At 55.4% G+C, this 26783-nt stretch carries 25 protein-coding genes; 4 read left to right on the top strand and 21 right to left on the bottom strand.

The annotated features are described in order from the left end of the window. Positions 1-141: 141 nt before the first annotated feature. Genes hemG through pepQ form a run of 4 tightly spaced genes read right to left on the bottom strand, consistent with a single transcriptional unit; the run spans position 142 to position 4131 of the window. Positions 142-675 (bottom strand): menaquinone-dependent protoporphyrinogen IX dehydrogenase, encoded by a 534-nt coding sequence (gene hemG, locus AC6HVW_RS20275; protein ID WP_071681851.1) that lies wholly within the window; start codon positions 673-675, stop codon positions 142-144. Between the two features lie 23 nt (positions 676-698). Then, positions 699-2150: a Trk system potassium transporter TrkH gene (trkH, locus tag AC6HVW_RS20270; RefSeq protein ID WP_021181454.1), complete on the bottom strand. Its 1452-nt coding sequence runs from the start codon at positions 2148-2150 to the stop codon at positions 699-701. 35 nt (positions 2151-2185) lie between these two features. Next, the gene (locus tag AC6HVW_RS20265; RefSeq protein ID WP_021807951.1) at positions 2186-2800 is read right to left on the bottom strand and encodes an IMPACT family protein; all 615 of its coding nucleotides are present in this window, start codon (positions 2798-2800) and stop codon (positions 2186-2188) included. Further along, on the bottom strand, positions 2800-4131 hold the full coding sequence (gene pepQ, locus AC6HVW_RS20260) for a Xaa-Pro dipeptidase (RefSeq protein ID WP_071681849.1): 1332 nt from the start codon (positions 4129-4131) through the stop codon (positions 2800-2802). The genes AC6HVW_RS20265 and pepQ overlap by 1 nt, the downstream gene beginning before the upstream one ends. A 320-nt stretch (positions 4132-4451) precedes the next feature. Between pepQ and fadB the strand changes: the two genes are divergently transcribed. Together fadB and fadA are read left to right on the top strand one after the other, a co-directional pair. Beyond that, entirely contained in the window at positions 4452-6644 is a 2193-nt protein-coding gene (gene fadB / locus AC6HVW_RS20255; protein ID WP_497569650.1) for a fatty acid oxidation complex subunit alpha FadB, read from the top strand. Positions 6645-6654: 10 nt separating this feature from the next. Continuing rightward, on the top strand, positions 6655-7818 hold the full coding sequence (gene fadA / locus AC6HVW_RS20250) for an acetyl-CoA C-acyltransferase FadA (RefSeq protein ID WP_021181458.1): 1164 nt from the start codon (positions 6655-6657) through the stop codon (positions 7816-7818). Positions 7819-7970: 152 nt separating this feature from the next. On the opposite strand, the gene fre is transcribed toward fadA, so the two are convergent. The 3 genes from fre to pepE form a co-directional block, all read right to left on the bottom strand. Then, positions 7971-8672 carry an NAD(P)H-flavin reductase gene (gene fre / locus AC6HVW_RS20245; protein ID WP_021807955.1) on the bottom strand — a complete coding sequence of 234 codons (702 nt, stop codon included), beginning with the start codon at positions 8670-8672 and terminating at the stop codon, positions 7971-7973. Between the two features lie 51 nt (positions 8673-8723). Continuing rightward, positions 8724-10220 carry a 4-hydroxy-3-polyprenylbenzoate decarboxylase gene (ubiD, locus tag AC6HVW_RS20240; RefSeq protein WP_059199063.1) on the bottom strand — a complete coding sequence of 499 codons (1497 nt, stop codon included), beginning with the start codon at positions 10218-10220 and terminating at the stop codon, positions 8724-8726. A gap of 212 nt (positions 10221-10432) precedes the next feature. Further along, on the bottom strand, positions 10433-11158 hold the full coding sequence (gene pepE / locus AC6HVW_RS20235) for a dipeptidase PepE (protein WP_071681845.1): 726 nt from the start codon (positions 11156-11158) through the stop codon (positions 10433-10435). 242 nt (positions 11159-11400) lie between these two features. Here pepE and rfaH point away from each other — a divergent pair, with 242 nt between their 5' ends. Next, positions 11401-11889 carry a transcription/translation regulatory transformer protein RfaH gene (rfaH, locus tag AC6HVW_RS20230; protein ID WP_497569649.1) on the top strand — a complete coding sequence of 163 codons (489 nt, stop codon included), beginning with the start codon at positions 11401-11403 and terminating at the stop codon, positions 11887-11889. A gap of 42 nt (positions 11890-11931) precedes the next feature. Here the strand turns inward: rfaH and hemB are convergent, their stop codons facing one another. From hemB to udp, 14 genes are all read right to left on the bottom strand, one after another. Continuing rightward, complete coding sequence (hemB, locus tag AC6HVW_RS20225; protein WP_021181463.1) at positions 11932-12954, bottom strand: porphobilinogen synthase; 1023 nt, start codon at positions 12952-12954, stop codon at positions 11932-11934. Positions 12955-12968: 14 nt separating this feature from the next. Continuing rightward, positions 12969-13751: a 3'-5' ssDNA/RNA exonuclease TatD gene (gene tatD, locus AC6HVW_RS20220; RefSeq protein ID WP_071681843.1), complete on the bottom strand. Its 783-nt coding sequence runs from the start codon at positions 13749-13751 to the stop codon at positions 12969-12971. 353 nt (positions 13752-14104) lie between these two features. Then, positions 14105-14881 carry a Sec-independent protein translocase subunit TatC gene (tatC, locus tag AC6HVW_RS20215; RefSeq protein WP_059199065.1) on the bottom strand — a complete coding sequence of 259 codons (777 nt, stop codon included), beginning with the start codon at positions 14879-14881 and terminating at the stop codon, positions 14105-14107. A 3-nt stretch (positions 14882-14884) separates the two neighbouring features. After that, on the bottom strand, positions 14885-15457 hold the full coding sequence (gene tatB / locus AC6HVW_RS20210) for a Sec-independent protein translocase protein TatB (protein WP_071681834.1): 573 nt from the start codon (positions 15455-15457) through the stop codon (positions 14885-14887). Positions 15458-15460: 3 nt separating this feature from the next. Continuing rightward, positions 15461-15727: a Sec-independent protein translocase subunit TatA gene (gene tatA / locus AC6HVW_RS20205; protein ID WP_021181467.1), complete on the bottom strand. Its 267-nt coding sequence runs from the start codon at positions 15725-15727 to the stop codon at positions 15461-15463. A 140-nt stretch (positions 15728-15867) separates the two neighbouring features. After that, positions 15868-17499 (bottom strand): ubiquinone biosynthesis regulatory protein kinase UbiB, encoded by a 1632-nt coding sequence (gene ubiB, locus AC6HVW_RS20200; protein ID WP_021181468.1) that lies wholly within the window; start codon positions 17497-17499, stop codon positions 15868-15870. Then, the gene (ubiJ, locus tag AC6HVW_RS20195; protein ID WP_071681830.1) at positions 17496-18104 is read right to left on the bottom strand and encodes a ubiquinone biosynthesis protein UbiJ; all 609 of its coding nucleotides are present in this window, start codon (positions 18102-18104) and stop codon (positions 17496-17498) included. The genes ubiB and ubiJ overlap by 4 nt, the downstream gene beginning before the upstream one ends. Before the next feature lie 13 nt (positions 18105-18117). Beyond that, positions 18118-18873, bottom strand: coding sequence for a bifunctional demethylmenaquinone methyltransferase/2-methoxy-6-polyprenyl-1,4-benzoquinol methylase UbiE (ubiE, locus tag AC6HVW_RS20190; RefSeq protein WP_021181470.1), 756 nt, complete (start codon positions 18871-18873; stop codon positions 18118-18120). Positions 18874-18951: 78 nt separating this feature from the next. Further along, positions 18952-20499, bottom strand: coding sequence for a DNA recombination protein RmuC (rmuC, locus tag AC6HVW_RS20185; RefSeq protein ID WP_071681829.1), 1548 nt, complete (start codon positions 20497-20499; stop codon positions 18952-18954). Between the two features lie 142 nt (positions 20500-20641). Beyond that, the gene (locus AC6HVW_RS20180) at positions 20642-21955 is read right to left on the bottom strand and encodes an OprD family outer membrane porin (protein ID WP_071681827.1); all 1314 of its coding nucleotides are present in this window, start codon (positions 21953-21955) and stop codon (positions 20642-20644) included. 108 nt (positions 21956-22063) lie between these two features. Continuing rightward, a complete protein-coding gene (locus AC6HVW_RS20175) occupies positions 22064-22846 on the bottom strand; it encodes a histidine phosphatase family protein (protein ID WP_071681855.1) in 783 nt (260 codons plus the stop codon). Between the two features lie 291 nt (positions 22847-23137). Continuing rightward, positions 23138-23668, bottom strand: coding sequence for a DedA family protein (locus tag AC6HVW_RS20170; RefSeq protein ID WP_071681825.1), 531 nt, complete (start codon positions 23666-23668; stop codon positions 23138-23140). An 86-nt stretch (positions 23669-23754) separates the two neighbouring features. Then, a complete protein-coding gene (locus tag AC6HVW_RS20165; RefSeq protein WP_071681823.1) occupies positions 23755-24537 on the bottom strand; it encodes a tyrosine-protein phosphatase in 783 nt (260 codons plus the stop codon). Between the two features lie 153 nt (positions 24538-24690). Further along, positions 24691-25452, bottom strand: coding sequence for a uridine phosphorylase (gene udp, locus AC6HVW_RS20160; RefSeq protein ID WP_024531115.1), 762 nt, complete (start codon positions 25450-25452; stop codon positions 24691-24693). A gap of 302 nt (positions 25453-25754) precedes the next feature. Between udp and AC6HVW_RS20155 the strand changes: the two genes are divergently transcribed. After that, a complete protein-coding gene (locus AC6HVW_RS20155; protein WP_071681821.1) occupies positions 25755-26591 on the top strand; it encodes a dienelactone hydrolase family protein in 837 nt (278 codons plus the stop codon). Positions 26592-26783 lie beyond the last annotated feature (192 nt).

Raw genomic sequence — 26783 nt, 5'->3', positions numbered from 1 at the left:
GGCTGGGCGACTTGTTCGTCGTTGTTCCCGGTCAGTGGAGGCGCATTATAGGGAGTTCTCAGAAGGGCGCAACCCCTAAATTCAAAAAACTTTTCAAGCGCGGCTTTTTTCGGCAAAACGCTGCACAAGGCAGCATTTCTATCACTTTTCGTACTGGATGCGGCTGAATTCCTGGGAAAAACGGTCCACCTGCTGCCAATCTGTATATTCCACTTCTTTACTGGTATCCGTCTCTCCCCCGGTCATTTTCATAATGAAGCGGATCATGACGCGATCGAACCAGCGATAACGCGGATAACACAGCGCACCGGCGAACACGGCACACTGTTTCGGCTGCCAAGGTGATGACAATAAGAACTTGCGGGTGTAGGCGTTGGTTTGCGGAGAACGCTTTTCCGGTTTGCGCGCCGTCAGGTTAACCGCGAAGAACGCGCTAGGCATCTGATTCAACTGATCAGCGTGGCGCTTCACAAATCGGTGTAATGCCGTATTGAAATGCCCGTAGCGTATCGAAGCCCCTATAAGTACCTGTTGGTACTGCCCAAGCTCGATATGCTCTGCCTGCTGCAGATCGATAACGTCACAGTTCAGGGTATCCTGCAACTGGTTAGCTATATAAGCAGCTATAGAGTGTGTTTGTCCGTCACGGCTCGAATAGAGAATCAGTGCCTTCATGGCGTTACTCCTCGTAGATACATTTACTCACGCCAGAAAGTCGGTGTGAAGAGAACCAGCAGCGTAAACACTTCCAAACGGCCAAACAGCATGGTCAAGACCAGTACCCACTTTGCCGGTGGCGGCATGGTGGTAAAGTTATCGGCGACAACGCCGAGGCCAGGCCCCAGATTGTTAAGCGTAGCCGTTACCGCGGCAAAGGCCGAGAACTCGTCCACGCCGGTGGCGATAATGGCCAGCATGCTGACGATAAATACCAATGCATAGGCGGAGAAGAAGCCCCACACCGCTTCAAGAATACGCTCCGGCAACGCCCGGTTGCCTAACTTGATGGTGTAAACCGCATTTGGATGCACCAACCGCTTCAACTCACGCGACCCTTGCAGATACAGCAGCAGGATGCGGATCACTTTCAAGCCACCGCCCGTTGAACCCGCGCAGCCACCGATAAAGGCTGAACAGAGCAGGAGCATTGGCAAGAACAGTGGCCATTTGGCGATGCTGTCGGTGGTAAATCCTGCAGTAGTTGCCATCGACACCACCTGGAAGAAAGCCTGATTAAGCGTTTCCATGCCGCTTCTATATATACCGTGCCACCACAGCACCACGGTACACACAGCCACCAGAGTGAACTGCACGGCGATAAACATGCGAAATTCAGGATCGCGCCAGTACACTTTCAAGCTGCGGCCGCTGAGCAAGGCAAAGTGCAAGCCGTAGTTACAACCGGAGATCAATAGGAACACAGCGATGATGGTGTTGATGGCCGGACTGGCAAAGTAACCCACGCTGGCATCATGCGTGGAAAAGCCCCCGATGGCGATAGTTGCAAAGCTATGGCCGATAGCATCGAATACCGACATTCCGGCGCCCCATAACGCCAGCGCGCAGGCGATGGTCAGCAGTACGTAAATCAGCCACAAGGTCTTGGCCGTTTCGGCAATACGCGGGCGCATTTTGTTGTCTTTCAATGGGCCGGGCATTTCCGCACGGTATAGCTGCATCCCCCCTACGCCAAGGATAGGCAGTATGGCGACGGCCAGCACGATGATCCCCATCCCCCCCATCCATTGCAGCATCTGGCGGTAAAATAAGATGGCTTTCGGCAAGGAGTCTAACCCGACCAGGGTGGTGGCACCGGTGGTGGTTAAACCCGAGAAGGATTCGAAAAAGGCGTCCGTCAGGGAGAGATTGGGCCGTTCGGAAAACAGGAAAGGCAATGCCCCCACGCTGCCCAGCACGGTCCAGAACAACACCACAATCAGGAAGCCTTCACGCGGCTTTAATTCATGCTTCTGCTTGCGGTTTGGCCACCACAGCATCAAGCCAATGGTCACGGCTACAAAGAAGGTCTGGCTGAATGCCCGCCCCGCTCCGTCGCGGTATATCAATGCCACCAGGCCAGGAATAAACATTGTCCCGGAAAACAGGATAACCAGCAGGCCCACAATACGGGTTATGGCGCGAAAATGCATTTCAGCACGATCCTTAACAATTCAGTTGGTGGGAATTATTGCGATATAGGGACTAATTGCAAACTTCCGCGGCTGAGATCGCGTAATTTATTCCCGAATGCCTCGGTACCCGTGGCCGGTAGCGCCAAATGTAACACCACGGCAGCACCGTAATCCCCATGCACAATCCGCCCTTCACTAAGCTGTAGCAAATTCTCTACCATTGCCAGCTGAGCATAGTCGCACTGCAAAGTATATTCGAGCTGCGGCACTTTATAGCTGACAACCAACTGCTTAAGCGCCTGTTGTACACCGCTACCGTATGCCCGCACCAGGCCACCGGTACCCAGCTTGATCCCACCATAGTAGCGAACTACCACCGCGGTTATTTCACCGATCCCACTGCCCATGAGCTGGCTCAGGATGGGCTTGCCCGCCGTGCCGGAGGGTTCACCGTCATCGGAGAACCCCAACTGCTGCGAATCATTCGGTGCCCCGGCAACAAAAGCCCAGCAATGGTGCCGGGCCGTTGGATGCTCGTCACGCACCTGCTGGATAAAGGCTTTGGCCGCCTCGACCCCGCAGGTAGGTGCCAGCAGGGTGATGAAACGGCTTTTCTTTATCTCTTCACTGACGCTGATGACAGCGCCAGGAATGGGGTAAGGCTGCATCAGGCCAGGTTCAGATCGCGCGTCATATTCTCAATACGCTTTTCGTGGATCACAATATTGTCCTCAATGCGGATACCGCCGTAAGGTTTCAACGCATCGATACGATCCCAGGCAAAGTGTTTACTGAACTCGCCGCTACGCCAAGGTGCCAACAGGGACTCAATGAAATACAGGCCCGGCTCAATGGTCAGCACCATGCCTGGTTGCATGACACGAGTGCAGCGCAGGAAGGGATATTTTGCGGGTGCAGCCAGATGAGTACCATTTTCATCCTGCATAAACCCGGCGGCATCATGCACCTGCAAACCAAGCGGGTGGCCTAAGCCGTGCGGCAGGAACGGACAGGTGATGCCTTGTTCGACCATCGCTTCTTCGCTGATGCCCGTTACCAGCTTATGATTTTTCAACAGTTTGGCGATACGTTGATGCATCTGTACATGGTAATCCGTGTAGCGCACCCCGGCTTTGATGGTATCTATCAGCGCAAGCTGTTCACTGTTGAGATCTTTCACCAGATGGGCGAATGCATTGTCGCTCTGAGCCGCATAGGTGCGAGTCAGGTCGGCAGCGTAGCCGTTGTATTCCGCCCCTGCATCGATCAGGAAGCTACGGGATTCGGCAGGAGGTTGATGATCCAGCTTGGTGTAATGCAGCACCGCCGCATGCTCATTCAGGGCCACGATATTATCGTAAGGCACGTCCGTATCACGATGGCCAGTGGCGGTCAGATAGGCCAGGTTGATATCGAACTCGCTCATACCGGACTGGAAGGCTTCATGAGCGGCACGGTGCCCCATCACGGCCGTTTTCTGCGCTTCGCGCATGCAGGCCAGTTCATAACCGGTTTTGATCGAGCGACGGAAATCGAGGAAATTCAGCACCGCTTGCGGATTGATGTGCTCGGCCGCAATGCCAAGAGAGAGGGCCCGCTGTTGTGCATAGCCGATATAGCCTACACGCTCGCGCTGCTGCGGCAGTTGGCTGGCGATATCATCTGCATTGGTCAGCGGCAACAGTTCAATGGATTTGGTCCAGAAGCTGTTGGGTAGCGGTTCAACGCTATGCCAGTAATCCACCGGGGAATAGAACCACAGCTTGGGTTTGTTAACGCCGTCCACCCACAACCAGCAGTTCGGCACCGACGTTACCGGCACCCACGCCTTGAAGTTGGCGTTCACTTTAAACGGGTAGCTATGGTCGTCCAGAAAGACCCGTTGCAGCTCGCCTGAGTGGATCAGCAATGCATCCAGATTGTTGCGCTCTAATACTTCACGAGCTCGTTGTTGCAGTGTTGCCAAGTGGTCGTTATACAAAGAAGCCAGCGTTTCCATCACAGTACCCTTATGCCCTCAGAACGGAATGAGCCATCTTAACACACAGATCCCACGCTCCAACCCCATCACCTCCTGCATGAGGTGTGCTTCGCAAACCGCTGCAAACAGATTGCATCCCCGGGTGATATGGCCGCTACGCACCAAAGTTTCTCGCTCAGGGGTAAAAAATAACTTGATTGTGTATCAAGCAATTAGCCATTCCCCCTGTGATCAGGTTTGCAAATATGCAATCTATTATTTGCAATTTATTAACATAAAAACCACACTCGTCATCATCTGGTCATACCAGATCATCTGCGCTGATTCAGGAGATCGACATGCTCTACCAAGGCGAAACATTACAAGTACACTGGCTCGACAACGGCATCGCCGAGTTGGTGTTCAACGCACCAGGCCCGATCAACAAGCTGGATACCAGCACCGTTGCCAGCCTGGGTGCCGCACTCGAGGTGCTGGAACAGCAAACCGAGTTGAAAGGGCTGCTGCTGCGCTCTGCCAAATCCGCATTCATCGTGGGTGCCGACATCACCGAGTTCCTCTCGCTGTTTGCCGCACCGGCTGAGAAGCTGCATGAATGGCTGGTGTTTGCCAATACCATCTTTAACCGGCTGGAAGATTTGCCGGTGCCAACTATATCCGCCATTAACGGTTACGCATTAGGCGGCGGCTGCGAATGCATCCTGGCGACCGATTTCCGTATCGCCTCTCCGGACGCACGCATCGGTCTGCCGGAAACCAAACTGGGCATCATGCCAGGATTCGGGGGTTCCGTACGTCTGCCACGCCTGCTGGGTAACGACAGCGCGCTGGAAATCATTGCCGCCGGGAAAGAGATCGGCGCGAAAGACGCGCTGAAAGTCGGCCTGGTCGATGCCGTAGTCGCACCAGAGAAACTGGTGGAAGCCGCGCTGAAAGTTCTGCAACAGGCGATCGACGGCCAACTTGACTGGCGCGCCTACCGTCAGCCGAAGCTGGAGCCGCTGAAGCTGAGCCCAATCGAAGCGGCCATGAGTTTCACCACTGCCAAAGGCATGGTGATGCAAACTGCCGGGAAACATTATCCTGCGCCGATGACCGCGGTAAAAACCATCGAAGCCGCCGCCAAGTTTGGCCGTGAAGAAGCGTTGAAACTGGAAACCGCCAGCTTTGTGCCTTTGGCCCGCTCTAACGAAGCGCGCGCCCTGGTGGGCATTTTCCTCAACGATCAGTTCGTGAAAGGCCAGGCGAAAAAATTGGCCAAGAACGTTGAAGCTCCGAAACAGGCTGCCGTGCTGGGTGCCGGAATTATGGGGGGCGGCATCGCCTACCAATCCGCGCTGAAAGGCGTGCCGGTGATCATGAAGGACATCAGCGACAAATCCCTGACTCTCGGCATGAATGAAGCGGCCAAGCTGCTGAATAAACAGCTGGAGCGCGGCAAACTGGATGGCCTGAAGATGGCACAGGTGCTGTCAACCATCCAGCCAACGCTGGACTATGCCGGTATCGAACGCGCCCAACTGATTGTTGAGGCCGTAGTTGAAAATCCTAAGGTAAAAGCGGCGGTGTTGTCTGAAGTGGAAGCCCTGATCGGCGAAGATACCGTATTGGCCTCCAACACCTCAACCATCCCGATCAATCACCTGGCAAAATCGTTGAAGCGCCCGCAAAACTTCTGCGGTATGCATTTCTTCAACCCGGTGCACCGCATGCCGTTGGTTGAGATAATCCGCGGTGAACACACCAGCGACAGCACTATCGCCGCCGTGGTGGCCTACGCCACCCGCATGGGCAAAACGCCGATCGTGGTCAATGATTGCCCTGGGTTCTTCGTTAACCGCGTGCTGTTCCCGTATTTTGCCGGGTTCAGTCAGCTGCTGCGCGACGGCGCCGACTTCCGTCAGATCGACAAAGTGATGGAAAAACAGTTCGGCTGGCCGATGGGCCCGGCGTATCTGTTGGATGTGGTCGGTATTGATACCGCGCACCATGCCCAGGCGGTGATGGCCAACGGTTTCCCTGAGCGCATGAGTAAAAATTACCGCGATGCGATCGACTTGATGTTCGATAACCAACGCTTCGGCCAGAAAAACCAGCTGGGCTTCTACCGCTACAGCCAGGATAGCAAAGGCAAGCCGCGTAAAGATAACGACGAGCAAACCGACGCTCTGCTGGCAACCGTGAGCGCGTCGGCACAGACCTTCAGCAGTGAAGAGATCATCGCCCGCATGATGATCCCGATGATCAACGAAGTGGTACGCTGCTTGGAAGAAGGCATTGTGGCTAGCCCGGCAGAAGCGGATATGGCATTGGTTTACGGCATCGGCTTCCCGCCGTTCCACGGTGGCGCATTCCGCTATCTGGATACGCTCGGCACCGCCAATTACGTCGAAATGGCCCAGCGTTACGCTAACCTGGGGGCGCTGTATCAAGTGCCAGCCGGCCTGCGTGCCAAGGCGGAACGTAATGAAAGCTACTACCCGGTGGCGACAGCGGCGCTGTCTGATATCTCCACTGGCCAACCGGCATGAGGTTATAAAGATGGAAAACGTAGTTATTGTTGATGCCGTACGTACGCCAATGGGCCGCTCAAAAGGCGGCGCTTTCCGCCAGGTACGCGCGGAAGATCTTTCCGCTCATCTGATGCGTGCCGTGCTGAGCCGTAACCCGGCGCTGAATGCCGCCGAGATTGATGATATTTACTGGGGCTGCGTGCAGCAAACGCTGGAACAAGGCTTCAATATCGCCCGTAACGCCGCGCTGCTGGCCGAGATCCCACATCGTGTGCCAGCGGTAACGGTGAACCGCCTGTGTGGTTCTTCGATGCAGGCCTTACACGATGCAGCCCGCGCAATCATGGTTGGTGACGCGCAGGTCAGCCTGATCGGCGGAGTGGAACATATGGGCCACGTCCCGATGAACCACGGCGTAGACTTCCATCCAGGCCTGAGCCGCACCGTGGCAAAAGCCGCCGGGATGATGGGCCTGACCGCAGAAATGCTGGCCAAAATGCATAATATCAGCCGCGAAATGCAGGATGAGTTTGCAGCTCGCTCCCACCAACGTGCCCATGCCGCTACGTTGGCCGGCTATTTCAAAAACGAAATTATCCCCACCACCGGCCATGACGCCGACGGCGTACTGACTCGTTACGATTATGACGAAGTGATCCGCCCGGAAACCACCGTTGCCAGCCTGGCGGCATTGCGCCCGGCGTTTGACCCGGTCAACGGCACCGTCACCGCAGGCACCTCTTCCGCACTGTCTGACGGCGCTTCCGCCATGTTGATCATGAGCGAGTCCCGCGCCAAGTCGCTTGGACTGAAGGCTCGTGCCCGCATCCGCTCAATGGCGGTCGTGGGATGCGATCCTTCGATCATGGGCTATGGTCCGGTGCCTGCCAGCAAACTCGCGCTTAAACGCGCCGGCCTGAGCGTGCAGGATATAGACCTGTTTGAATTGAATGAGGCCTTTGCCGCCCAGTCGCTGCCCTGTATTAAAGATCTGGGGCTGCTGGAAAGCATGGACGATAAGATCAACCTTAACGGCGGTGCGATTGCCCTGGGCCATCCATTAGGCTGCTCCGGCTCCCGTATCTCCACCACCCTGCTGAACAATATGGAACGCCGTGACGTGCAGTTTGGTCTGGCCACCATGTGTATCGGCCTGGGTCAGGGGATCGCCACGGTATTTGAACGCGTTTAGCTGTGTCTGATTGGATGCCCCAAAAGGGCATCCCAAAGGTTTTGTTGCCGTACTTCCCGCCTGTCAGGGGCGGGTTTTTTTATGTCTGAAATTCGGCGCCAATAAAAACGGGGCAGCACCTGGCCACCCCGTCTTTACTACTGCGCATACAATCAGATAAACGCGAAAGCATCGCCAAACATGTGCGCTTCCAGTGCACCACGCTCGGCACAGAAACGCTCACGGGCAATTTTCGCCATCTCGAAACGACCTGCGATATAGATATCATGCTCCGCCAGCGAGCCAAAATCCTGTAACACGGCGCTCAGCACCGTGCCACTGCGGCCACGCCAGTCCTCTTCCGGCTGTTCAACTACCGGGATAACCTTCAGATTTGGGTATTGCAGTGAAATCGCTTCCAGTTCGCTGAGATCATAAAGATGCTTCAGCTCACGCCCACCCCAGTAAATCGAGATATCACGGTCTGGCTGGCGCTCCAGCGCTGTCAGCAAAATCGAGCGCGCGTAAGAGAACCCGGTACCACCGGCAATCAACACCAGCGGGCGCTCGCCCTCTTCACGCAGCCAGGCTTCACCATGCGGAATATCCACGGTGATGGCCTGCTCTTTCAGCACACGATCCATCACCGCCATCGCATACAGGTTCAGTTCAGAAGCACCAATATGCAGCTCGATATAATCTTGCTGTGCTGGCGTCGAAGCCACAGAGAACGGGCGTTTATCACGCTCATCCATCACTACCATCAGGTATTGCCCTGCTTTGAACGAAAACGGTGCCTCTGGCACCAAACGTACCCGATAAACGGTATCGGTAATGGCCTCTACGGAGGTCACTTTACAGCTCAAGATTGTCATGCGTTCCCTCTGTCGGGTCATCAATGCAAGACCGAGAACAAAGACTGGCGCTTAAAGCGTCGGTTCTCTGTCACTGAATATGGCGAGCTCATCCCAGATGTCATCGATACGCGCACGCACCTTCTCATCCATTTGAATCGGACGGCCCCACTCTCTCTGGGTTTCTCCCGGCCATTTATTGGTGGCATCCAGGCCCATCTTCGATCCCAGCCCGGAAACCGGTGAGGCGAAGTCCAGATAATCAATCGGCGTATTCTCCACTAAAACGGTATCCCTTGCCGGATCCATTCTGGTGGTGATCGCCCAAATTACGTCATTCCAGTCGCGCGCATTCACATCGTCATCGCAGACGATGACAAACTTGGTATACATAAATTGGCGTAGGAAAGACCAGACCCCCATCATTACGCGTTTGGCGTGCCCTGCGTACTGTTTTTTGATGGTCACCACCGCCAGGCGATAGGAACACCCTTCCGGCGGCAGGTAGAAATCGACGATTTCCGGGAACTGTTTTTGCAGGATCGGCACGAACACTTCGTTCAGCGCCACTCCCATCACCGCAGGTTCATCCGGCGGGCGACCAGTATAGGTCGAGTGATAAATCGCGTTGCGCCGTTGGGTAATATGGGTCACGGTAAAGACGGGGAAGTGGTCGATCTCGTTATAGTAACCGGTGTGATCGCCATACGGGCCTTCCGGCGCCAGTTCCCCTTGCTCGATATAACCTTCCAACACAATTTCCGCGCTGGCGGGAACTTCGAGATCGCAGGACAAACATTTGACCACTTCGGTCTTGTTGCCGCGCAACAACCCGGCAAAGGCATATTCGGACAGGTTATCCGGCACCGGCGTCACTGCGCCCAAAATGGTGGCAGGATCGGCCCCCAGCGCAACGGCGACCGGGAAACGTTCACCAGGATGTTCCTGACACCACTCCTGATAATCCAGCGCGCCGCCACGGTGCGAGAGCCAGCGCATAATCAGCTTGTTCTTGCCCAACACCTGCTGGCGATAGATCCCCAGATTCTGGCGCTCCTTATGCGGGCCACGGGTAACCGTCAGCCCCCAGGTGACCAGCGGAGCGGCATCTTCCGGCCAGCAGTGCATCACCGGAATACGGCCAAGATCGACATCTTCCCCTTGCCACACCTGTTCCTGGCACGGGGCAGAGCCCAGCACCTTGGTCGGCATATTCAGCACTTGCTTGAATTTGGGGACCTTGTCGAACAGATCGCGAAAGCCCTTCGGTGGCTCCGGCTCTTTGAGGAACGCCAACAGCTTGCCCACTTCGCGCAGCGCACTGACGTCTTCCTGCCCCATCCCCATCGCCACCCGCTTGGGCGTGCCGAACAGGTTACAGAGCACCGGCATATCGTAGCCTTTCGGGTTTTCGAACAGCAACGCCGGGCCGCCTGCTCGCAGCGTACGATCGGCAATTTCTGTCATTTCCAGATAGGGATCAATCGGCTGGCTGATGCGTTTTAGTTCCCCTCTCTTTTCCAGCAACGAGAGGAAATCGCGTAGGTCACGGTATTTCATGCAAGCCATTACACCATTGATTTATAGAAGATTTAAACGACGAGCCCTGAAAATCTCAAGGGGGTTCGACGTTTAATTAACTGGCTGATTTTAAGGCGTTTCACAGCAACGGATAGATTAACAAATTCTAGCCAATCTGCCCACATTAGCGCTACTAGTTTGGGTTGTCATCACAATGCTGAATCTGCAGGGGCGCCGCATGCTGCGCCCCCTTCGGTTTATCAATGGCAGATGAACGGCACCAACGAGCGCAGCGCCAAAGTATCATGATATTCCTGTATCTCTACCCCATGGCGGAACACTTTAAAGCCCTGCTCCCTGGCGCTGAAGTAGAGCAGATCGTTACCGCAGACGTGCAGCAGGCTGCCTTCACGCAGTGCAACAACCGACTCGCTTGGGTTCACCGCACAGAACTCTGCCAGGCGCTCATCACGGGTTTCACCCATGTGGCCGCTAATGTGGGCATCGATGTAATGTGGGTTGATCTGGACCGGGAACAACCCCAGCGCAGGCAACACGACGCTGCTGCGTACCGGCATATCGTTGGTGGTACGGATGCTCGGCGTCGCCACGTTGCAACCAGCGCTCCAACCCACATAAGGTACTTCGCGCTCACGCACCGCACGTTGGATTGGCACTATCAGGCCATTTTCATGCAGCATCTGGTTCAGCATCCAGGTATTGCCGCCGCTGACCAAAATACACTCGGCCTGTGCGATCGCCTCTGCCGGAGACTCGGCATGGTGGATGCTGGTAACCTTGATCCCCAACGTCTGCGACAGTTCCCCCGCACGCTGGTCGTAATCACCGCGGATCATGGCATAAGGAATAAATACGGCCGACGTGATGTTACGGCGTTCAATCATGGCCAACAGCTGGCTCTTGGCATAACCGAGCAGTTCGGCCTCGCCGGAAAGCTTGCCGTTACTTAGCAAAAATAGCTCCATGTCTCTCCCTCAGTGCAAGAATGATAAAGGCGTCACATTGAGCGTCAGGCTTGCCCACCATACTGTGACAGTCGTAAATTTGAGGCCTATTGTTATACCTGAATCAGGTAAACAAATATGTGACTTTATGCTGGCTACCGTGGATTGCCGCAACTCATGGCAACAAGATGGACGCTTGCGTCACTAGGTATCCGTAGTGGCTTTTGGTATGCTTAACGGCTGACAGAAAGGCATGTGAAACTATGGAATCTTGGTATTTACTTTATTGTAAGCGCGGCCAGCTGTTGCGGGCCCAGGAACACCTGGTAAGGCAAGCCGTCAACTGCCTGAGCCCAATGATTACGTTGGAGAAAATCGTGCGTGGCAAGCGTACCGCCGTTAGCGAACCGCTGTTTCCCAACTACCTGTTTGTTGAATTCGATCCAGAGCGTATTCACACCACCACGATCAGCGCTACCCGTGGTGTCAGCCACTTTGTACGATTTGGAGCCTTACCGACCCAGATACCGTTACAGGTTATCGAAGAGCTCCAGACACATAGCGAAGAATACGATGTGGATCCAGAGACCCCGCAGCCGGGCGATACGGTGTTGATCACCGATGGCGTGTTCGAGGGCCTACATGCGATCTACACCGAACCCGACGGTGAAGCCCGCTCGATGCTGCTGCTGAATTTGATCAACAAGCAGATTAATCAGAGCATCGATAACCGGCAGTTCCAGAAGCTGTAATGCAAACAGGCACCCAAGGGTGCCTGTTTTGTCTGCTACCGATTAACGGCGCATCGCATCATCATGCAGCCACTGGGCGACACGCTTGGCGAAGTAGGTCAGCACACCATCAGCCCCGGCACGCTTAAAGCACAGCAAGGATTCCATCACCGCCGGTTGCTCCTGCAGCCAGCCGTTCTGGATCGCCGCCATATGCATCGCATACTCACCCGACACCTGATAGGCGAAGGTCGGCACCCCGAAGGTATCTTTCACACGCCGCACCACGTCCAGATACGGCATCCCCGGCTTCACCATCACCATATCCGCGCCTTCCTGCAGATCCTGAGCAATCTCTTGCAGGGCTTCGTCGCCGTTAGCCGGATCCATCTGATAGGTTTTCTTATTGCCGCCTTTCAGGTTACCGGTGGAGCCGAGCGCATCACGGAACGGGCCGTAATAGCATGAGGCATATTTGGCGGAATACGCCATGATCTGGGTATTCACCAGGCCTTGCAGCTCGAGTTGATCGCGGATCGCGCCGATGCGGCCATCCATCATATCGCTGGGAGCCACGATTTCGGCACCGGCTTCAGCGTGAGATAGCGCCTGGCGAACCAGAATCTCTTTGCTGATGTCGTTGATCACGTAGCCATGCTCGTCGATCACCCCGTCCTGCCCATGGGTCGTATACGGGTCGAGCGCCACATCGGTCAGGATCCCCAGCTCCGGCACGGCATCTTTCAACGCACGCACGGTGCGCTGCACCAAACCATCCGGGTTGTAGGCTTCCTCGGCATGCAGCGACTTCAGGCCAGGCTCAATCACCGGGAACAGGGAGATCACCGGCACGCCGAGCTTGGCAATGGCTTCTGCCTCTTTGATCAGCAGATCGATGCTCATGCGCGATACGCCAGGCATCGAGGAAACGGCTTCCTGACGGTTGCTGCCTTCCATGACAAACACCGGGTAGATCAGGTCATTGACCGTTACCTGATTCTCGGCGACCAAACGGCGGCTGAAGTCATGACGGCGCACACGGCGCATACGGCGACCAGGGAAGGTGCCCGGAAATGCATAGCTCATAATTTTCTCCTAACTCAGACCAGCCGGAATAACCGGCGGGCGTTCTCATCAGTTTTCTGACCCAGCCACGCGGGATCTTCTTCGCGCCAGGTCGCAACCTGCCGAATGATATGGGGCAGAAAACAGGGTTCGTTGCGGCGAGATGCAGGTTTCGGGTGTAAATCCCGGGGCAACAAATAGGGGGCATCGGTTTCCAGCAGCAGACGATCGGCCGGGATTTGGGGTAACAAGGCACGCAGTTCCAGACCCCTGCGCTCATCACAAACCCAACCGGTGATACCGATCGACAGCCCCAGCGCCAGACAGTCCTGTAACTCTTCGGCGCTGCCGGTGAAGCAATGCACGACTGCGGCGGGCAGTTTATCCAACCAAAGGGTCAGCAGTGCAACAAAACGTGCGTGTGCGTCGCGACAATGCAGGAAGACCGGCATATTGAGCTCGGCGGCCAATGCCAACTGGGCGTTGAAAGCCACTTCCTGCTGTTCCGGGGTAGAAAAGTTGCGGTTAAAGTCCAGCCCACATTCACCAATGGCTGCAACGAAGGGCTGCGATGCCAACCGGTGAATGTGCTGTGCGACCTCATCGTTCCAACTGCTGGCATCATGCGGATGCACGCCAGCCGTAGACCAGCAATAGCCACTATGCGCACGGGCCAGGTGACTGGCCGCCTCGCTTTGCTGCGCGTTGGTGCCGGTGATCAGCATCCCCGTCACGCCTGCGGTTTTGGCTCGCTCAACCACCTGTGTGGCATCTTTGGCAAATTGGGAGCTGGTAAGGTTGACGCCAATATCAAACATGGTTTTTCCAAAGCAAAGGCCGCCGATCGGGATAATGCTTGTCAGTTTTCTGGCAATCGCTATTTCCCCCTCACCCCAACCCTCTCCCTTAGGGAGAGGGAGCTGTCCCGAGCACATAGCTAGCCCGTGTAACTTCGGAAAGTAGGGGGTAACAACCAGGAAGGCAAGGTAGTACGCAAAGCAATCAACGAACTCGATCGCTCCCCTCACCCTACCCTCTCCCTCAGGGAGCTGTCCCGAGCGCATAGCTAGCCCGTGTAACTTCGGAAAGTAGGGGGTTACAACCAGGAAGGCAAGGTAGTACGCAAAGCAATCAACGAACTCGATCGGTCCCCTCTCCCTGTGGGAGAGGGTTAGGGTGAGGGCGCTGGTGGCTCTTCGCCTTCCTCTTCTTCCTCTACCGGCTTGCGCCGCTTCCCGACATAGAAACGGGCGAAGAATACCCCGACCTCAAACAGCAGGTACATCGGGATCGCCAACAAGGTTTGCGAGAACACGTCCGGCGGCGTCAACAGCATGCCGACCACAAAAGCACCGACCAGCACATACGGGCGTTTCTTACGCAGGTCTTCTGGCGTAGTGACTCCGCTCCAGCACAGCAGAATAATGGCAACCGGCACTTCAAAAGCCACGCCGAACGCCATAAACAGCGCCATGACAAAACTCAGGTAGTTGCTGATATCGGTCGCAATCGTGACGCCGATGGGTGCAGTTTTGGCAAAAAAGCCAAAGGCCAACGGGAACACGACAAAGTAGGCAAACGCCATCCCCAGATAGAATAGCAGGCTGCTGGAGACCAGCAACGGCATCATCAGGCGGCGTTCATGCTGGTACAGCGCAGGAGCGATAAAGGCCCAGACCTGATAGAGAATGAAAGGCGCGGCAACGATCACCGAAACCATCATCGTCAACTTGATCGGAGCAAAGAACGGTGAAGCCACGTCGGTGGCGATCATGCTCGCCCCGGCAGGCAACTGATCGATCAGCGGTGCAGACACGATCTGATAAATATCGTTAGCGAAAAACACCAACACGATAAAGATCGCCAGCACGCTGATGATCGAATTTAACAGCCGCTTACGCAGTTCAATCAGATGACTGATAAGCGGTTGGGTATCTTCAACGGCCATGTTTTAACGTTCGCCACTAGGTTGTTGAGACGCAGGGGATTTATCCGCCGCAGGCTCTGGGATGGCCTGCTTTGCAGGGATTTGCTGATCCACGACCGTTGCCTGAGCCACGGTTGGCACCACCGGCTCACTATGCTCGACTGGCGCAGGTTCAGTGGGCTGCGGTGTGGCAACAGGTGCCGAAGCGGTAGTCGCCGCTTCCGCCGGCGTCACGCCATCGTGAATGGCTTCAGGATCGGTGACCACTGGATTGTGGATGGTATGCGGCGGCTCGTCCTTATCGACGTGATAAGAACGTTTCAGCGACTCAGCCGCCTCTTTCAGCTCATCCATTGAAGCTTTGAGTTCCGGCGTTAAATTCTGCAAGCCCGCTTTCTCAGCCTTCTTCAGGCTTTCCTGCAGTTCTTGCAGCTTCAATTCCTGCGTCAGCTCATTCTGCACCGAAGCTGCCAGAGAGCGCAGCGCTCGGATCCAGCCCGCAACGGTTCTGACCGCCACCGGTAACCGTTCTGGCCCAAGTACCACCAGGCCAATCACCAGTACCAGCAGCAGTTCACCAAACCCAATGTCAAACACGGTTTATACCTGCTCTTTGTTCTTCGACTCTTCCGCTGCTTTCACTTCCGGCTGCTTATCGGTGATAGGCTTGGCCGCAAAGTCTGCATCGTGGTTGGTTTTTTCAGTCGTGTTGGTTGGCGCGGTGCTGTTGTCGTCGCCAATCGCTTTTTTGAAGCCCTTGATTGATGCACCGAGATCGGAACCTAGCGTACGCAGTTTGTTGGTGCCAAACAGCAGTACCACGATCACCGCGATGATCAACAATTGCCAAATACTAATACCGCCCATTGTACTTACCTCTGGTTTATAAAAGGGTCTATACCCGTTGTCTTTCAAGTTGCCGCATTATATACCCTTCATCTTTGTGTTGGATATGCCCCGTTTTTGCAGGGCTACAGCGACAACGCTTAACCTGATGGTTAATTTATTCAGACGGTGCGTTTCCAACCAACGACCCAGGCTACTACGCCTGCGGCCATCATCCAGGCAGGGAACACCTCTACGCCTCCCAGCAGTAAAATCGTACCACTGACTAACAGTGTAGCGCCAACCCCGAACAAATACCGTGATTGACCTTGCCGAACGCGTTGCGCCTGCATCTGACCGGTCAATTTATCGACGCTTTGTTGCAACAGTTTATGTTGTTGCAGGCTGTCATAAAATAGCTCTGGTAACTCCGGCAGTTTCTCGGCCCAGAACGGCGCTTTTTCTTTCAGCGCGCGGATCACCGCCGGAATGCCTACCTGATCCCGTAGCCAGCTTTCCAGGAACGGCTTCGCCGTGGTCCACAGATCCAGTTGCGGATAGAGCTGGCGGCCAAGGCCCTCAACGTACAGCAGCGTCTTTTGCAGTAATACCAGTTGCGGCTGCACTTCCATATTGAAACGGCGTGCGGTATTGAACAGGTTCAACAGCACGTTGCCGAACGAAATTTCCGCCAGCGGTTTTTCAAAGATCGGCTCGCAGACGGTACGGATGGCAAACTCAAAATCTTCCACGTTGGTATCACGCGGTACCCAGCCAGAATCAACGTGCAACTCCGCCACCTTACGGTAGTCGCGGTTGAAGAAGGCGATAAAGTTTTCCGCCAGATAGCGCTTGTCGTCTTTGTTCAGGGAACCCACGATACCGCAGTCGATGCCGATATAACACGGATCCTCCGGGTGTTCATAGCTGACGAAAATATTGCCTGGGTGCATGTCGGCATGGAAGAAGCTGTCACGGAATACCTGGGTAAAGAACACCTGGACGCCACGCTCGGCCAGCAGTTTCATATTGGTGTTCTGCTGTTCCAGAGCCGCAATATCCGACACCGGGATACCGTAAATCCGCTCCATCACCAGCACGCTTTCACGGCAGTAATCGGAGTAAACCTCCGGCACGTAGAGCATCGGGCTACCGTCAAAATTACGGCGCAGCTGGATGGCGTTGGCCGCTTCACGCAGCAGGTTAAGCTCATCGAGCAGGGTTTTCTCATATTCACGCACCACTTCGCGCGGGCGCAGACGGCGACCGTCCGGCATCAGCTTGGGTACCCAGCCTGCCAGGCGATACATCAGGCGCACATCGGCTTTGATAATCGGCCCAATGTCCGGGCGGATCACCTTCAGCACCACCTCTTGGCCGGTCGTTTTCAGCCGGGCGGTATGCACCTGGGCAATCGAAGCCGATGCCAGCGCCTGCTGGTCAAAGTCATCGAACCAGGTTTCCAGCGGACCGCCCATTGCCAACTCGATATGCTTACGCGCCAGCGCGCCATCGAACGGTGCTACTCGGTCCTGTAACAGCGTCAGTTGGTCGGCAATATGGGGAGGGAACAGATCGCGGCGGGTCGACATCATCTGGCCGAACTTGATCCACACCGGGCCCAGCTCTTGCAGCGCCAGGCGCAGGCGTTCACCCAACGGCTGGTCTTTATGGCGGTTCGGCATCCAGAACAGCAGGCGACGGCCAATGCGCAGCGGCAGCGTCAAGCGCATCTTGGGGATCAGTTCATCCAGTCCATAGCTCAGGAAAACGCGCACGATCAAATACAGGCGGCAAATTTCGCCAGGGGTCATCGCTTACCCTCCAACTTGTCCAGACGAGCAATCAGTGCGTCCACACTGCGAACGGTGGCATCAACCTCTTCGTTAAACCACACTACTTCAAGCGGGCCGGGAGCCATACGCCATTCTTCGGTCAGCGTTTCGGCCACGTAGCGTTGCTGGCTCTGCAAACCGGATTTCAGCAGGCTTAAACCTTTGCCAACAATCTGACTAACCCCTTGCGCGGCGATGTCGCCCACATAAGGCGCCAGCCATTCCGCCGGATCCCACTCTGCCAGATCGAGCAAACCGACCAGCTGTTGCACCACCTGAATATCGCCTTCGACAATCAGCTCGCCGCTGCGCATCAGCGGGGAAAGTTGCTGACGATCGCGCAATTTCAGCAGCACCGGTACGCGGGTTTGCACCGTACAGTCGGCTCTATCTTCTGATTGGCCAAGCACATCCACGCGCTGTTCGCTGAACAGCAGAACCAACGGCGAAGAGAGTTCCTGTAGCTCGATACGTAACACTTTACCCGCCAGCCGTTGGCGGGCAGCTTTCATGCTGCGATCGCGAAACAGCAGGCTATTGAGCGAGGTTTCCAGCACGCCGGTCAGTAACGGGGTTAGCAGCATCGGCATTTCCATATCAGAACTTGAAGCCCCGGTGCAGCGCCACGATGCCGCCGGTCAGGTTGAAGTAGTTGACGTTCTCGAAACCGGCCGCAGCCATCATCCCCTTCAGGGTTTCCTGATCGGGATGCATGCGGATCGATTCTGCCAGATAGCGGTAGCTGTCCGGATCTTTCACCACCAGCTCACCAATTTTTGGCAGCACGTGGAAGGAATAGGCGTCGTAAGCCTTGCTCAGCGGCTCCAGCAGCGGCTTGGAAAATTCCAGCACCAGCAGGCGGCCACCCGGTTTCAGCACGCGGAACATCGAGCGCAGCGCTTTGTCTTTATCGGTGACGTTGCGCAGGCCAAAGGAGATGGTGATGCAGTCAAAATAGTTATCCGGGAACGGCAGCGCTTCGGCGTTGGCCTGCACGTAGCTGATATTGCCAACGATGCCGTGGTCGCGCAGCTTTTCGCGCCCCATCTTGAGCATGGAATCGTTGATATCCGCCAGCACCACCTGCCCCTGCTCACCGACCATGCGGGAGAACTTGGCGGCCAGGTCGCCAGTACCACCGGCCAGATCCAGCACGCGCTGGCCGCGGCGCACGCCGCTGCAATCGATGGTAAAGCGCTTCCAGATACGATGGATACCAAACGACATCAGGTCGTTCATCACGTCATATTTTGCCGCTACCGAGTGAAAAACGTTGGCCACCATGGCCTGCTTCTCGTCTCTTGCTACGGTACGAAAGCCAAAATCGGTGGTTTCCTGCGCTTGATCTGCCATTGTCCTGCCTGCCATTCAGTCAATTTAGTGTCGTGGAGTGTACCAGAAAGCGGCGTAATACCCCACCTTGCAACGGCATCATCCGTGCGATGCGCGATGCGGTTCTTCGTTGCTATCGTCGTTCTCTTCCCCCGGCAGCGAGGCGATATCTTCGTCTGACTCAGAGAGCAGTTCATCATCCTGTTGTTCCGATGCCTGCTGCGCCAAAAGCGGGTTGATGGGACGTTTAACCTCAACCCCAAGCGCGCGGAAGCCCTCGATCCGGCCGATAAGATTACCACGGCCTTCGCTCAGTTTATTCATCGCCTGGTGATAACTGCCCTGCGCCCTATCCAGGCTCTGCCCCAGGGCCGACATATCGTCAACAAACAGGCGCATCTTGTCATACAGGCGGGCGGCGCGATCGGCGATCCGCTGAGCGTTCTGGCTCTGGTGCTCATAGCGCCACAGGTTGGTAATGGTACGCAGCGCCACCAGCAAAGTGGTTGGGCTGACCAGCATGATGTTATGTTGCAATGCCTCGCTAATCAGCTCCGGCTCACGATCGATGGCCAGCAGGAAGGCCGGTTCCACCGGGATAAACATCAGCACATAATCCAGCGAACGCAGGCCAGGCAGTTGTTGATAATCCTTACGGCCCAACACGCGAATGTGCCCACGCAGCGAAGTGATATGCTCGGTCAACGCCGCTTCGCGTTCAAAATCATCTTCACTGTTGAAGTAACGCTCATAGGCCACCAGCGACATTTTGGCGTCGATCACCACGTCCTTGCCCTGTGGCAAACGCACGATCACGTCTGGCTGCATGCGGTTTTGGCTATCCAGCCGCACATTAACCTGCGTCTCATACTCATGTCCTTCACGCAGGCCAGAGGCTTCCAACACGCGGCTCAGCACCACCTCGCCCCAGTTGCCCTGGGTTTTGTTATCGCCTTTTAGTGCCTTGGTGAGGTTGAGCGCCTCGCGAGCCATTTGCGCATTCAACTGTTGCAGATTACGGATTTCGTGCGTCAATGTATGGCGTTCGCGTGCTTCCTGGCCAAAACTGTCCTGCACCTGGCGGCGGAAACCATCCAACTGCTCGCGTAACGGCAGCAACAGGCGATCCAGACTTTGCTTATTTTGCTCATCTACCTTGCGGCCACTGTTTTCGAAAATGCGGTTGGCCAGATTCTCAAACTGGGTAGTCAAACGCTGTTCACTGCTGATCAACAGCCGCTGTTTCTCTTCGGCGGCCATCCGGGTCTCTTCCAGGCGGATCGTTACCTCACGCAGTTCAGCTTCCTGAGCGCTGTTAACTTCCCGCTGTGCCCGTAGCTCCTGGTTCAGCAATTCACATTCATTGCGCCAATGGTTGAGCTGTTGCAGTCTCTCCTGCCCGGCGGCCAGTTGGCTGTGCAGGGTGCGCAGTTCCAGATCGTTTTGCCGTAGCAGTTGTTCGTGGCGTTGCAGCGTCTCTTGGCGGGAGGCAGTTTCAAGCTGTGCCTGCTGTAAAGACTGTTCCAGCAGACGCATGTCGGTTTCATGTTGCGCGCCGTGCTGTTGCGCACGCAGGCTGGCGATCAGCCACCCCAGCAGTAAACCTATCGCTACGCCACCAATACCGTAAACCAAACTGGTATCCACCCTGCCTCCTGTCATGCATGCACTTGCGGCGCGTTTTACGCCTGTTGCCTGCCACGTTAAAGGGAGCCTGTATGGATGTCCAGTCTGTTTTTATGTGTAAGTGAGCACGGTAACCAAGGCATTACCGTGCAGATAAGGCGGATTAAAACAGTTTGAAGCGATATTCGGCGATAAACTCGCCGGACAACGAGTGGGAGGTCTGGGAATGCCCATCCACCAGTATCGGCGTTTTATTGCTGTTCTTATAAGACCAGCCCGGCCCAGCCATGGCGAATACCGTCAGGTTTTTCAGCTTGGGATGGGAGGGAGCCCAACGGCCAAAGACGTTGATCTCACCGGTACGCACCGCAGCACCTTGGTAGCTGAACTGGCCAACGTTGCCCGCCAGCCCGGCGGTAAACTCAGGCGTGATGCGATACTCGGCCATGGTGGCCAACATGGTTTCGCCATCGCGCATATAGTCTTCACCGGCATAGGCCATGGAGGTAAAGGTGCCGCGTGAGTTTTTGGACATATGACGAGGATAGAAGCCAAGCTGACCGTCACCCTTCGGCGCTCGCGTATGGGCGATGCCGACCTTGACGCTCCACAGCGGCTCCTGCCATTTGGCATCCAGCGCATAGTGGTTGGCGTTATGATCGAAGTTGCGCTTGCTCAGCGCCATCTGTTTATAGTCATCCAGCGCCTGAGTGGTGTAAATCTGGCTGCCCAGGCTGAGTTTCTCATTGGCTTTGTACCCCACCCGCAAGATCTGGCGGCGTAAATAGTCCTGAGATTCCCCATAGGCCAGTTGCCCATTAAATTGTTTATTCTCATAGCCCAACTCCGCGCTGGCAAGATGGTTGATATAGCGGCCATCGTTGGTCTGCAAGCGCAGGCTGTCAGGGGAGTTACGATCCATAGAACGTTCAATATACGCGCCGCGCAAAGAGAGCCCGGCACCGGCTACGCCACCGGACCAACCCAGGTAAGTCGTAGGCGACAGGCGAGTGGAGGTGGAAATCACGCCGTAGTTACGCAACATCTGCCAGCCTGCCTGCGCATTCAGCGCCGCGCCGCCCACGTCGCCTTTCAGCTTGATATAGCGCTGGCCCACCTTGCTGTAGCCAGCAGCATTCTCTTTGCTGTTGCCGGGGCCGTTGTTGTACAGCACCCCACGAGTATTGAAGTAATCACTGGCACCCAGCTTTACCGCGCTGTAGTAATCGAGATTAACGCCGATAAAGTCCGCCAGATAGCCGGACTGATAGCCCAGCGCCAACCCTTGCCCCCAGGCGTTATGCACCTCTTTTGGATTGGCGGCATCTTCCTTGAGGTACTTCCAGTAGTTTTTCAGCGACAATTCAGCGTGGCTGTCGCTGAAAAAGGGCGAATTCAGGACGTCATCAACACTGGCCTGGGCCGCGGTTGAGAATAGCGAAATAGCGACCAGACAGCTTAAAGCAGAACGTTTCATTATTGTTATCCCCGAAAAAGGTATAGAAAATCCCTGCCGAGGCGATATGCTATCGCCCCAGATAATATCCCCGAGCCAAAAGGGTGGGTTATTTTTATTGGGTAATAATCAAGGTGCTTTATTTAGTAACGCTTTCCCTTTAGCGACATAAGTCATATCGCCAATATCGGTTACGGTATATTTTCCGTCTTTATAAGTCATCTTGACGACGGCCGCATTAGTCAGTGGCTTATTTTTGTTCGGATTATCGGTCATATCGGAAATCATCATCTGCATCGAGAGCCCGGAAGAGACCGCCAGAATGTTTTTATCCCCATTCTTCACCGCATTCTGCACCATGGTATGCAAGGCTCGTTGCATACGGGTTTTGACCTGCTGCGCACTTTCCGCCTCTTGCTTATCATCGCTTTGCGTGATGGCATCCACCATTGGGATCAGGCTGATCTTGCCTTCGCCCATTTGCTTGAACATCTCGCCACCAGAGGCCAGGCCCAGCTTCTTGGCAGCAGCGTCGGCCATCTCTGCATTAGCACGCCCTTCAAAACCGCCGAAGAACATTTCGCGCAGGTCGGTCAGTTCCGTGACCTTGGCGTCCGACTTGCCCATTTCCTTGAGGATCACCTGCATCGTTTCACGCTGGCGGCCAGCGTCGCTGGTGTAGAAGCTATCGAAAGGGATCCCCTTCAACCCGGCACCCAGATAGCGCGCGGTTTCGATCCCGGCCGGTGTCAGCGGTGAGTCAGCCCAGCCCTGCACGCGATCGTAGGTATTGAGCAGCGTTTTACCGTGGCGAGCAAAATAGATATCGACGCTGTCGCTTTGCGCGGCAGTTACGTTGAAGGCCGCAGCAGAGGAAACGGCGAGTACGGAGGCCAGTAGCCAGGTTTTAATTTTCATTAATTTTTCCTTAGTGAACAAAATAACGCCTATAGGTTAATTTTTTTAATCATCGGCAGATCATTTGCCAAAATAAGGGCGAAAAAAAACCCAAACCCATGACATTGGTTCGTCAACGGGTTTGGGTTTTGCCTGTTTATTCACAGTAACAATCCACTTATTGGGAAAATAACACTGTTAAAAAAATAAGGGAATTTAAAAACGCTGGTTAAGGATAAATTCGTGATCGAATTCTCACTGTGACGCGGAATAATTAAAATATGAGGTTATTGGCAAGGCACCGGTTCATGCCATCCACTGGGTAAACCATTTGATACCAAAGGCGCCTGGCGCCAGGATGCCGAAGGCCCAGACCATTGCCGAGGCCACATTAGCAATCTGGAACGCGGTTTGCGGCATGGCACAGATCCCCCCCACCAGCGGTACCACGGCTCGCAACGGCCCGAAGAAACGCCCAAAGAAGATGCCCAGCACGCCCCAGCGCTCAAAAAACGCATGGCCACGCACCAACAGCTGTGGATTGCGTGACAGCGGCCACATATGGGCGACGCGCCCCTGATAGTGATAGCCGACCCAATAAGAGAGCCAGTCACCAAAGAAGGCACCGGCGGCAGCGGCAGCCCAGATCGGCCAGAAGGCAATGCCGCTCTCGCCAATCAACGCCCCCAACCCCAGCAGAATAACCGTGGCAGGCAACAACAACGAGAGGAATGCCAGCGACTCGCCAAACGCCAGAAAGAAGACGATCGGCATCGCCCAGGCTTCATGCTGGCGCACTGTTTCGCTAACCCAGTTAATCACGTCATTGAGGTTCATAACCTGCTCCTTTTGAGAACGGATCCGGCCTCAAGGATACGCAGTACCCTACCTCACTGGCTAAACTCCGGTTAAACATGGCGCCGTTATTCCAGATAGAGCGCCTGCAACGTCTCGAGCTGGCTTTGCCCCAGCCCATATTCGGCCTCCAACCAACGGTTGGTGGAGCCATATTGCTCATGAATGCAACCCAACGCAGTCGCCAGGAACTCTTCACGTGCGCTGAGCACATAGGCAAACTGCGCCACCGAGGCGTCGTTCAGGCGGCTGGAGATCTGATCCAGCATGTGTTCACGGTAGCTCGCCAGCGTGGTTTCCGTCAGCAGATAATCTTCCATTACCGTAGCCTCATCCGCGCCCAGCGCCAGCAGTACCATCGCCGAACCAACTCCGGTACGGTCTTTGCCTACCGCACAGTGCTGCACAATCGCACCGCCTTCAGGCTGAGCCAGCAGCTGCGCCAGTTGGCTATAGGCGGCGTTATTGAACGGCAGGCGGCGGTACAGCTCCAGCATAAAGGCCCGGGCATCAAACTTGGCCAGCGTTTCGTCGGTGAGTTTTTCAAGGTTGGCATTCACTTCGCTGCTGAGCGGGTTGGCCGGCACGTGGTAATAGTCGGCTCCCGACCATAGCACGTCAGGTTTAGCCTGCACTTCGTCGAAGTCGCGGTAATCCAGCACCGAACGCATTGGCATCTGAGCCAGGTAGCTACAGTCGTTTTCACTCAAGCGATCCAGAGCGCCGGAACGAAACAGCAGCCCGCGTTTGATACGGCGGCCATCGGCCACGCTGTTGCCGCCTAAATCGCGGAAGTTGATGCCGCCGTCTAACGGCGCAAGTGAAGGATGGAGCAGGATCTGAGCGGTCATAAGACGTCCTTACATTGATTGTCTCGAGATATGCCGCCACATCAGCCAGCAATCGGCAAACACAGACAACAGAAGGCCAGCAGCATGACGCAGAGGGGGATAACCGTAACAGAAGGAGAAACGGGCCGTCAAACGGCCCGCTTTTAACGGGGATTACAGCAGACGGCGAGCAGCCTCAACGACGATTTGCACCGCCTGGCTTTCAGTCTTCTTCATGGTTTCCGCATTCGGGATCTCTTGCTGGGTGCGGTTAACGATCACACCGGCAACCATCCCTGCACGCAGGCCCTGGCTGGCGCACATGGTCAGCAGGGTGGCGGATTCCATTTCATAGTTCATCACGCCCATCGACTGCCACTCTTCCATCGAGCCTTTAAAGCGGCTGACCACACGGCCGGAATAGGTGTCGTAACGTTCCTGACCTGGGTAGAAGGTATCGGAAGAGGCGGTTACGCCGATATGCGTGGTAGCACCGCTGGCCTTGGCGGCTTCAACCAGCGCAGTGGTACAGGCAAAGTCCGCCACTGCCGGGAATTCCATTGGGGCAAAGTGCAAGCTGGCACCGTCGAGGCGCACAGCAGCGGTTGTCACCAGCACGTCGCCCACGTTGATATTGGCCTGAATGGCACCGGTCGTGCCGATACGCAGGAAGGTACGGATACCCAGCTGTGCCAACTCTTCAACGGCGATCGAGGTAGACGGGCCACCGATACCGGTTGAGCACACGATCACTGCCTTGCCATCCAGTTCTGCACGCCAAGAAGTAAATTCGCGGTGGGAAGCCAGGTGAACCGGGTTTTCCATCAGCTTGGCAATTTTCTCAACACGCTGCGGATCGCCAGGGACGATGGCCAATGTAGCGCCTTGCAGATCGTTTTTAGTGAGACCGAGGTGGAAAACGTCAGACTGAGACATGGGGGACTCCTCATGGATACGGTTTTTGGGAGGAACAAACAGAGATTCTACTGACAATCGCTGTTAAATTTCGTGATGATCATCACTTTGAATAAAGAAACAGAAATTCATCTACATTATTTTTGTGATTTAAATCACATAAAAAACCCTGACACGCTTAATCTCCACTCAGTTTATACCAAGTTGCTGTCTGAGCAGCCAATGCTATCCTGCGCGAAAATTCGCCATGCGATGCTAATAAGCGCTAATCTGCCTATAGTTAACTGCCGCGCTTTTTCTCTAACGCATGGAGCCTGCAATCAATGAAAACAGAACAACAAATGACGTTAAAACAGGCCAAAGGGGGATTTACCCCTGCCGTCGCACCGTTGGCCACCTCAACCATTCTGACCGATGTGCAGGATATACACGTGGGGGAAACCACCATCCCTTCGCAGGGGGACGATCTGCCAGCCTATATCGCCAAACCGGCCCATCATCAAGGGCCGTTCCCCATTGTGCTGGTCGTGCAGGAAATCTTTGGCGTGCATGAGCACATTCAGGATCTGTGCCGCCGCCTGGCCAAGCAGGGTTATCTGGCTATCGCTCCAGAACTCTATTTCCGCCAAGGCGATGCCAGAGAGTACAGCGAAATCAGCGAGCTGATGCAAAAGCTGGTCAGCAAGGTGCCTGACAGCCAGGTATTGGCCGATCTGGATCACGCTGCGCATTGGGCAACGCGCCACGGCGGCGATGCCGGCAAGTTGGCGATCACCGGTTTCTGCTGGGGCGGTCGCATCACCTGGCTGTATGCCGCGCATAATCCGCAGCTGAAAGCGGCAGTGGCCTGGTACGGTAAGCTAGTGGGGGAGAAAACCTTGAATTCGCCGAAGCATCCGGTTGATATCGCCACCGATCTTTCGGCGCCGGTACTTGGGCTATACGGTGGCCAGGATGGCAGCATTCCGCAGGAAACGGTGGAAACCATGCGCCAGGCGATCCGTGCAGCCAATGCCGATGCGGAAATCGTGGTGTATCCAGAAGCGGGTCACGCTTTCCACGCCGATTACCGGCCAAGCTATAACGCGGAGGCTTCCGCCGACGGTTGGCAGCGCATGTTGGCCTGGTTCAGCCAGCATGGCGTGGCAGGTGTGAAGTAATCGTCAGGGGCAGTGTGTCACCAATCTCCCCTCACCCCAACCCTCTCCCAATGTACAAACTGAGGATGTCATGGGCTTTTGTGTAGGGAGAGGGAGCCAGTTCGGTGCTGCGTTCAGGTACAAGAGTTAATCTATGGCAGGGTTGATGTCGAGGACGAATACCCTAATCAAATAGAGGCACTTTCGGTCCCC

It is taken from the genome of Serratia sp. NCCP-200 (assembly GCF_059697885.1).
Note: the sequence above shows the minus strand (reverse complement) of the source record. Positions and strands in the feature narration are given on the sequence as shown.

Coding starts and splice junctions, on each gene's coding strand:
- hemG (WP_071681851.1), bottom strand. CDS start 675: ATGAAGGCACTGATTCTCTATTCGAGCCGTGACGGACAAACACACTCT.
- trkH (WP_021181454.1), bottom strand. CDS start 2,150: ATGCATTTTCGCGCCATAACCCGTATTGTGGGCCTGCTGGTTATCCTG.
- AC6HVW_RS20265 (WP_021807951.1), bottom strand. CDS start 2,800: ATGCAGCCTTACCCCATTCCTGGCGCTGTCATCAGCGTCAGTGAAGAG.
- pepQ (WP_071681849.1), bottom strand. CDS start 4,131: ATGGAAACGCTGGCTTCTTTGTATAACGACCACTTGGCAACACTGCAA.
- fadB (WP_497569650.1), top strand. CDS start 4,452: ATGCTCTACCAAGGCGAAACATTACAAGTACACTGGCTCGACAACGGC.
- fadA (WP_021181458.1), top strand. CDS start 6,655: ATGGAAAACGTAGTTATTGTTGATGCCGTACGTACGCCAATGGGCCGC.
- fre (WP_021807955.1), bottom strand. CDS start 8,672: ATGACAATCTTGAGCTGTAAAGTGACCTCCGTAGAGGCCATTACCGAT.
- ubiD (WP_059199063.1), bottom strand. CDS start 10,220: ATGGCTTGCATGAAATACCGTGACCTACGCGATTTCCTCTCGTTGCTG.
- pepE (WP_071681845.1), bottom strand. CDS start 11,158: ATGGAGCTATTTTTGCTAAGTAACGGCAAGCTTTCCGGCGAGGCCGAA.
- rfaH (WP_497569649.1), top strand. CDS start 11,401: ATGGAATCTTGGTATTTACTTTATTGTAAGCGCGGCCAGCTGTTGCGG.
- hemB (WP_021181463.1), bottom strand. CDS start 12,954: ATGAGCTATGCATTTCCGGGCACCTTCCCTGGTCGCCGTATGCGCCGT.
- tatD (WP_071681843.1), bottom strand. CDS start 13,751: ATGTTTGATATTGGCGTCAACCTTACCAGCTCCCAATTTGCCAAAGAT.
- tatC (WP_059199065.1), bottom strand. CDS start 14,881: ATGGCCGTTGAAGATACCCAACCGCTTATCAGTCATCTGATTGAACTG.
- tatA (WP_021181467.1), bottom strand. CDS start 15,727: ATGGGCGGTATTAGTATTTGGCAATTGTTGATCATCGCGGTGATCGTG.
- ubiB (WP_021181468.1), bottom strand. CDS start 17,499: ATGACCCCTGGCGAAATTTGCCGCCTGTATTTGATCGTGCGCGTTTTC.
- ubiJ (WP_071681830.1), bottom strand. CDS start 18,104: ATGCTGCTAACCCCGTTACTGACCGGCGTGCTGGAAACCTCGCTCAAT.
- ubiE (WP_021181470.1), bottom strand. CDS start 18,873: ATGGCAGATCAAGCGCAGGAAACCACCGATTTTGGCTTTCGTACCGTA.
- AC6HVW_RS20180 (WP_071681827.1), bottom strand. CDS start 21,955: ATGAAACGTTCTGCTTTAAGCTGTCTGGTCGCTATTTCGCTATTCTCA.
- AC6HVW_RS20170 (WP_071681825.1), bottom strand. CDS start 23,668: ATGAACCTCAATGACGTGATTAACTGGGTTAGCGAAACAGTGCGCCAG.
- AC6HVW_RS20165 (WP_071681823.1), bottom strand. CDS start 24,537: ATGACCGCTCAGATCCTGCTCCATCCTTCACTTGCGCCGTTAGACGGC.
- udp (WP_024531115.1), bottom strand. CDS start 25,452: ATGTCTCAGTCTGACGTTTTCCACCTCGGTCTCACTAAAAACGATCTG.
- AC6HVW_RS20155 (WP_071681821.1), top strand. CDS start 25,755: ATGAAAACAGAACAACAAATGACGTTAAAACAGGCCAAAGGGGGATTT.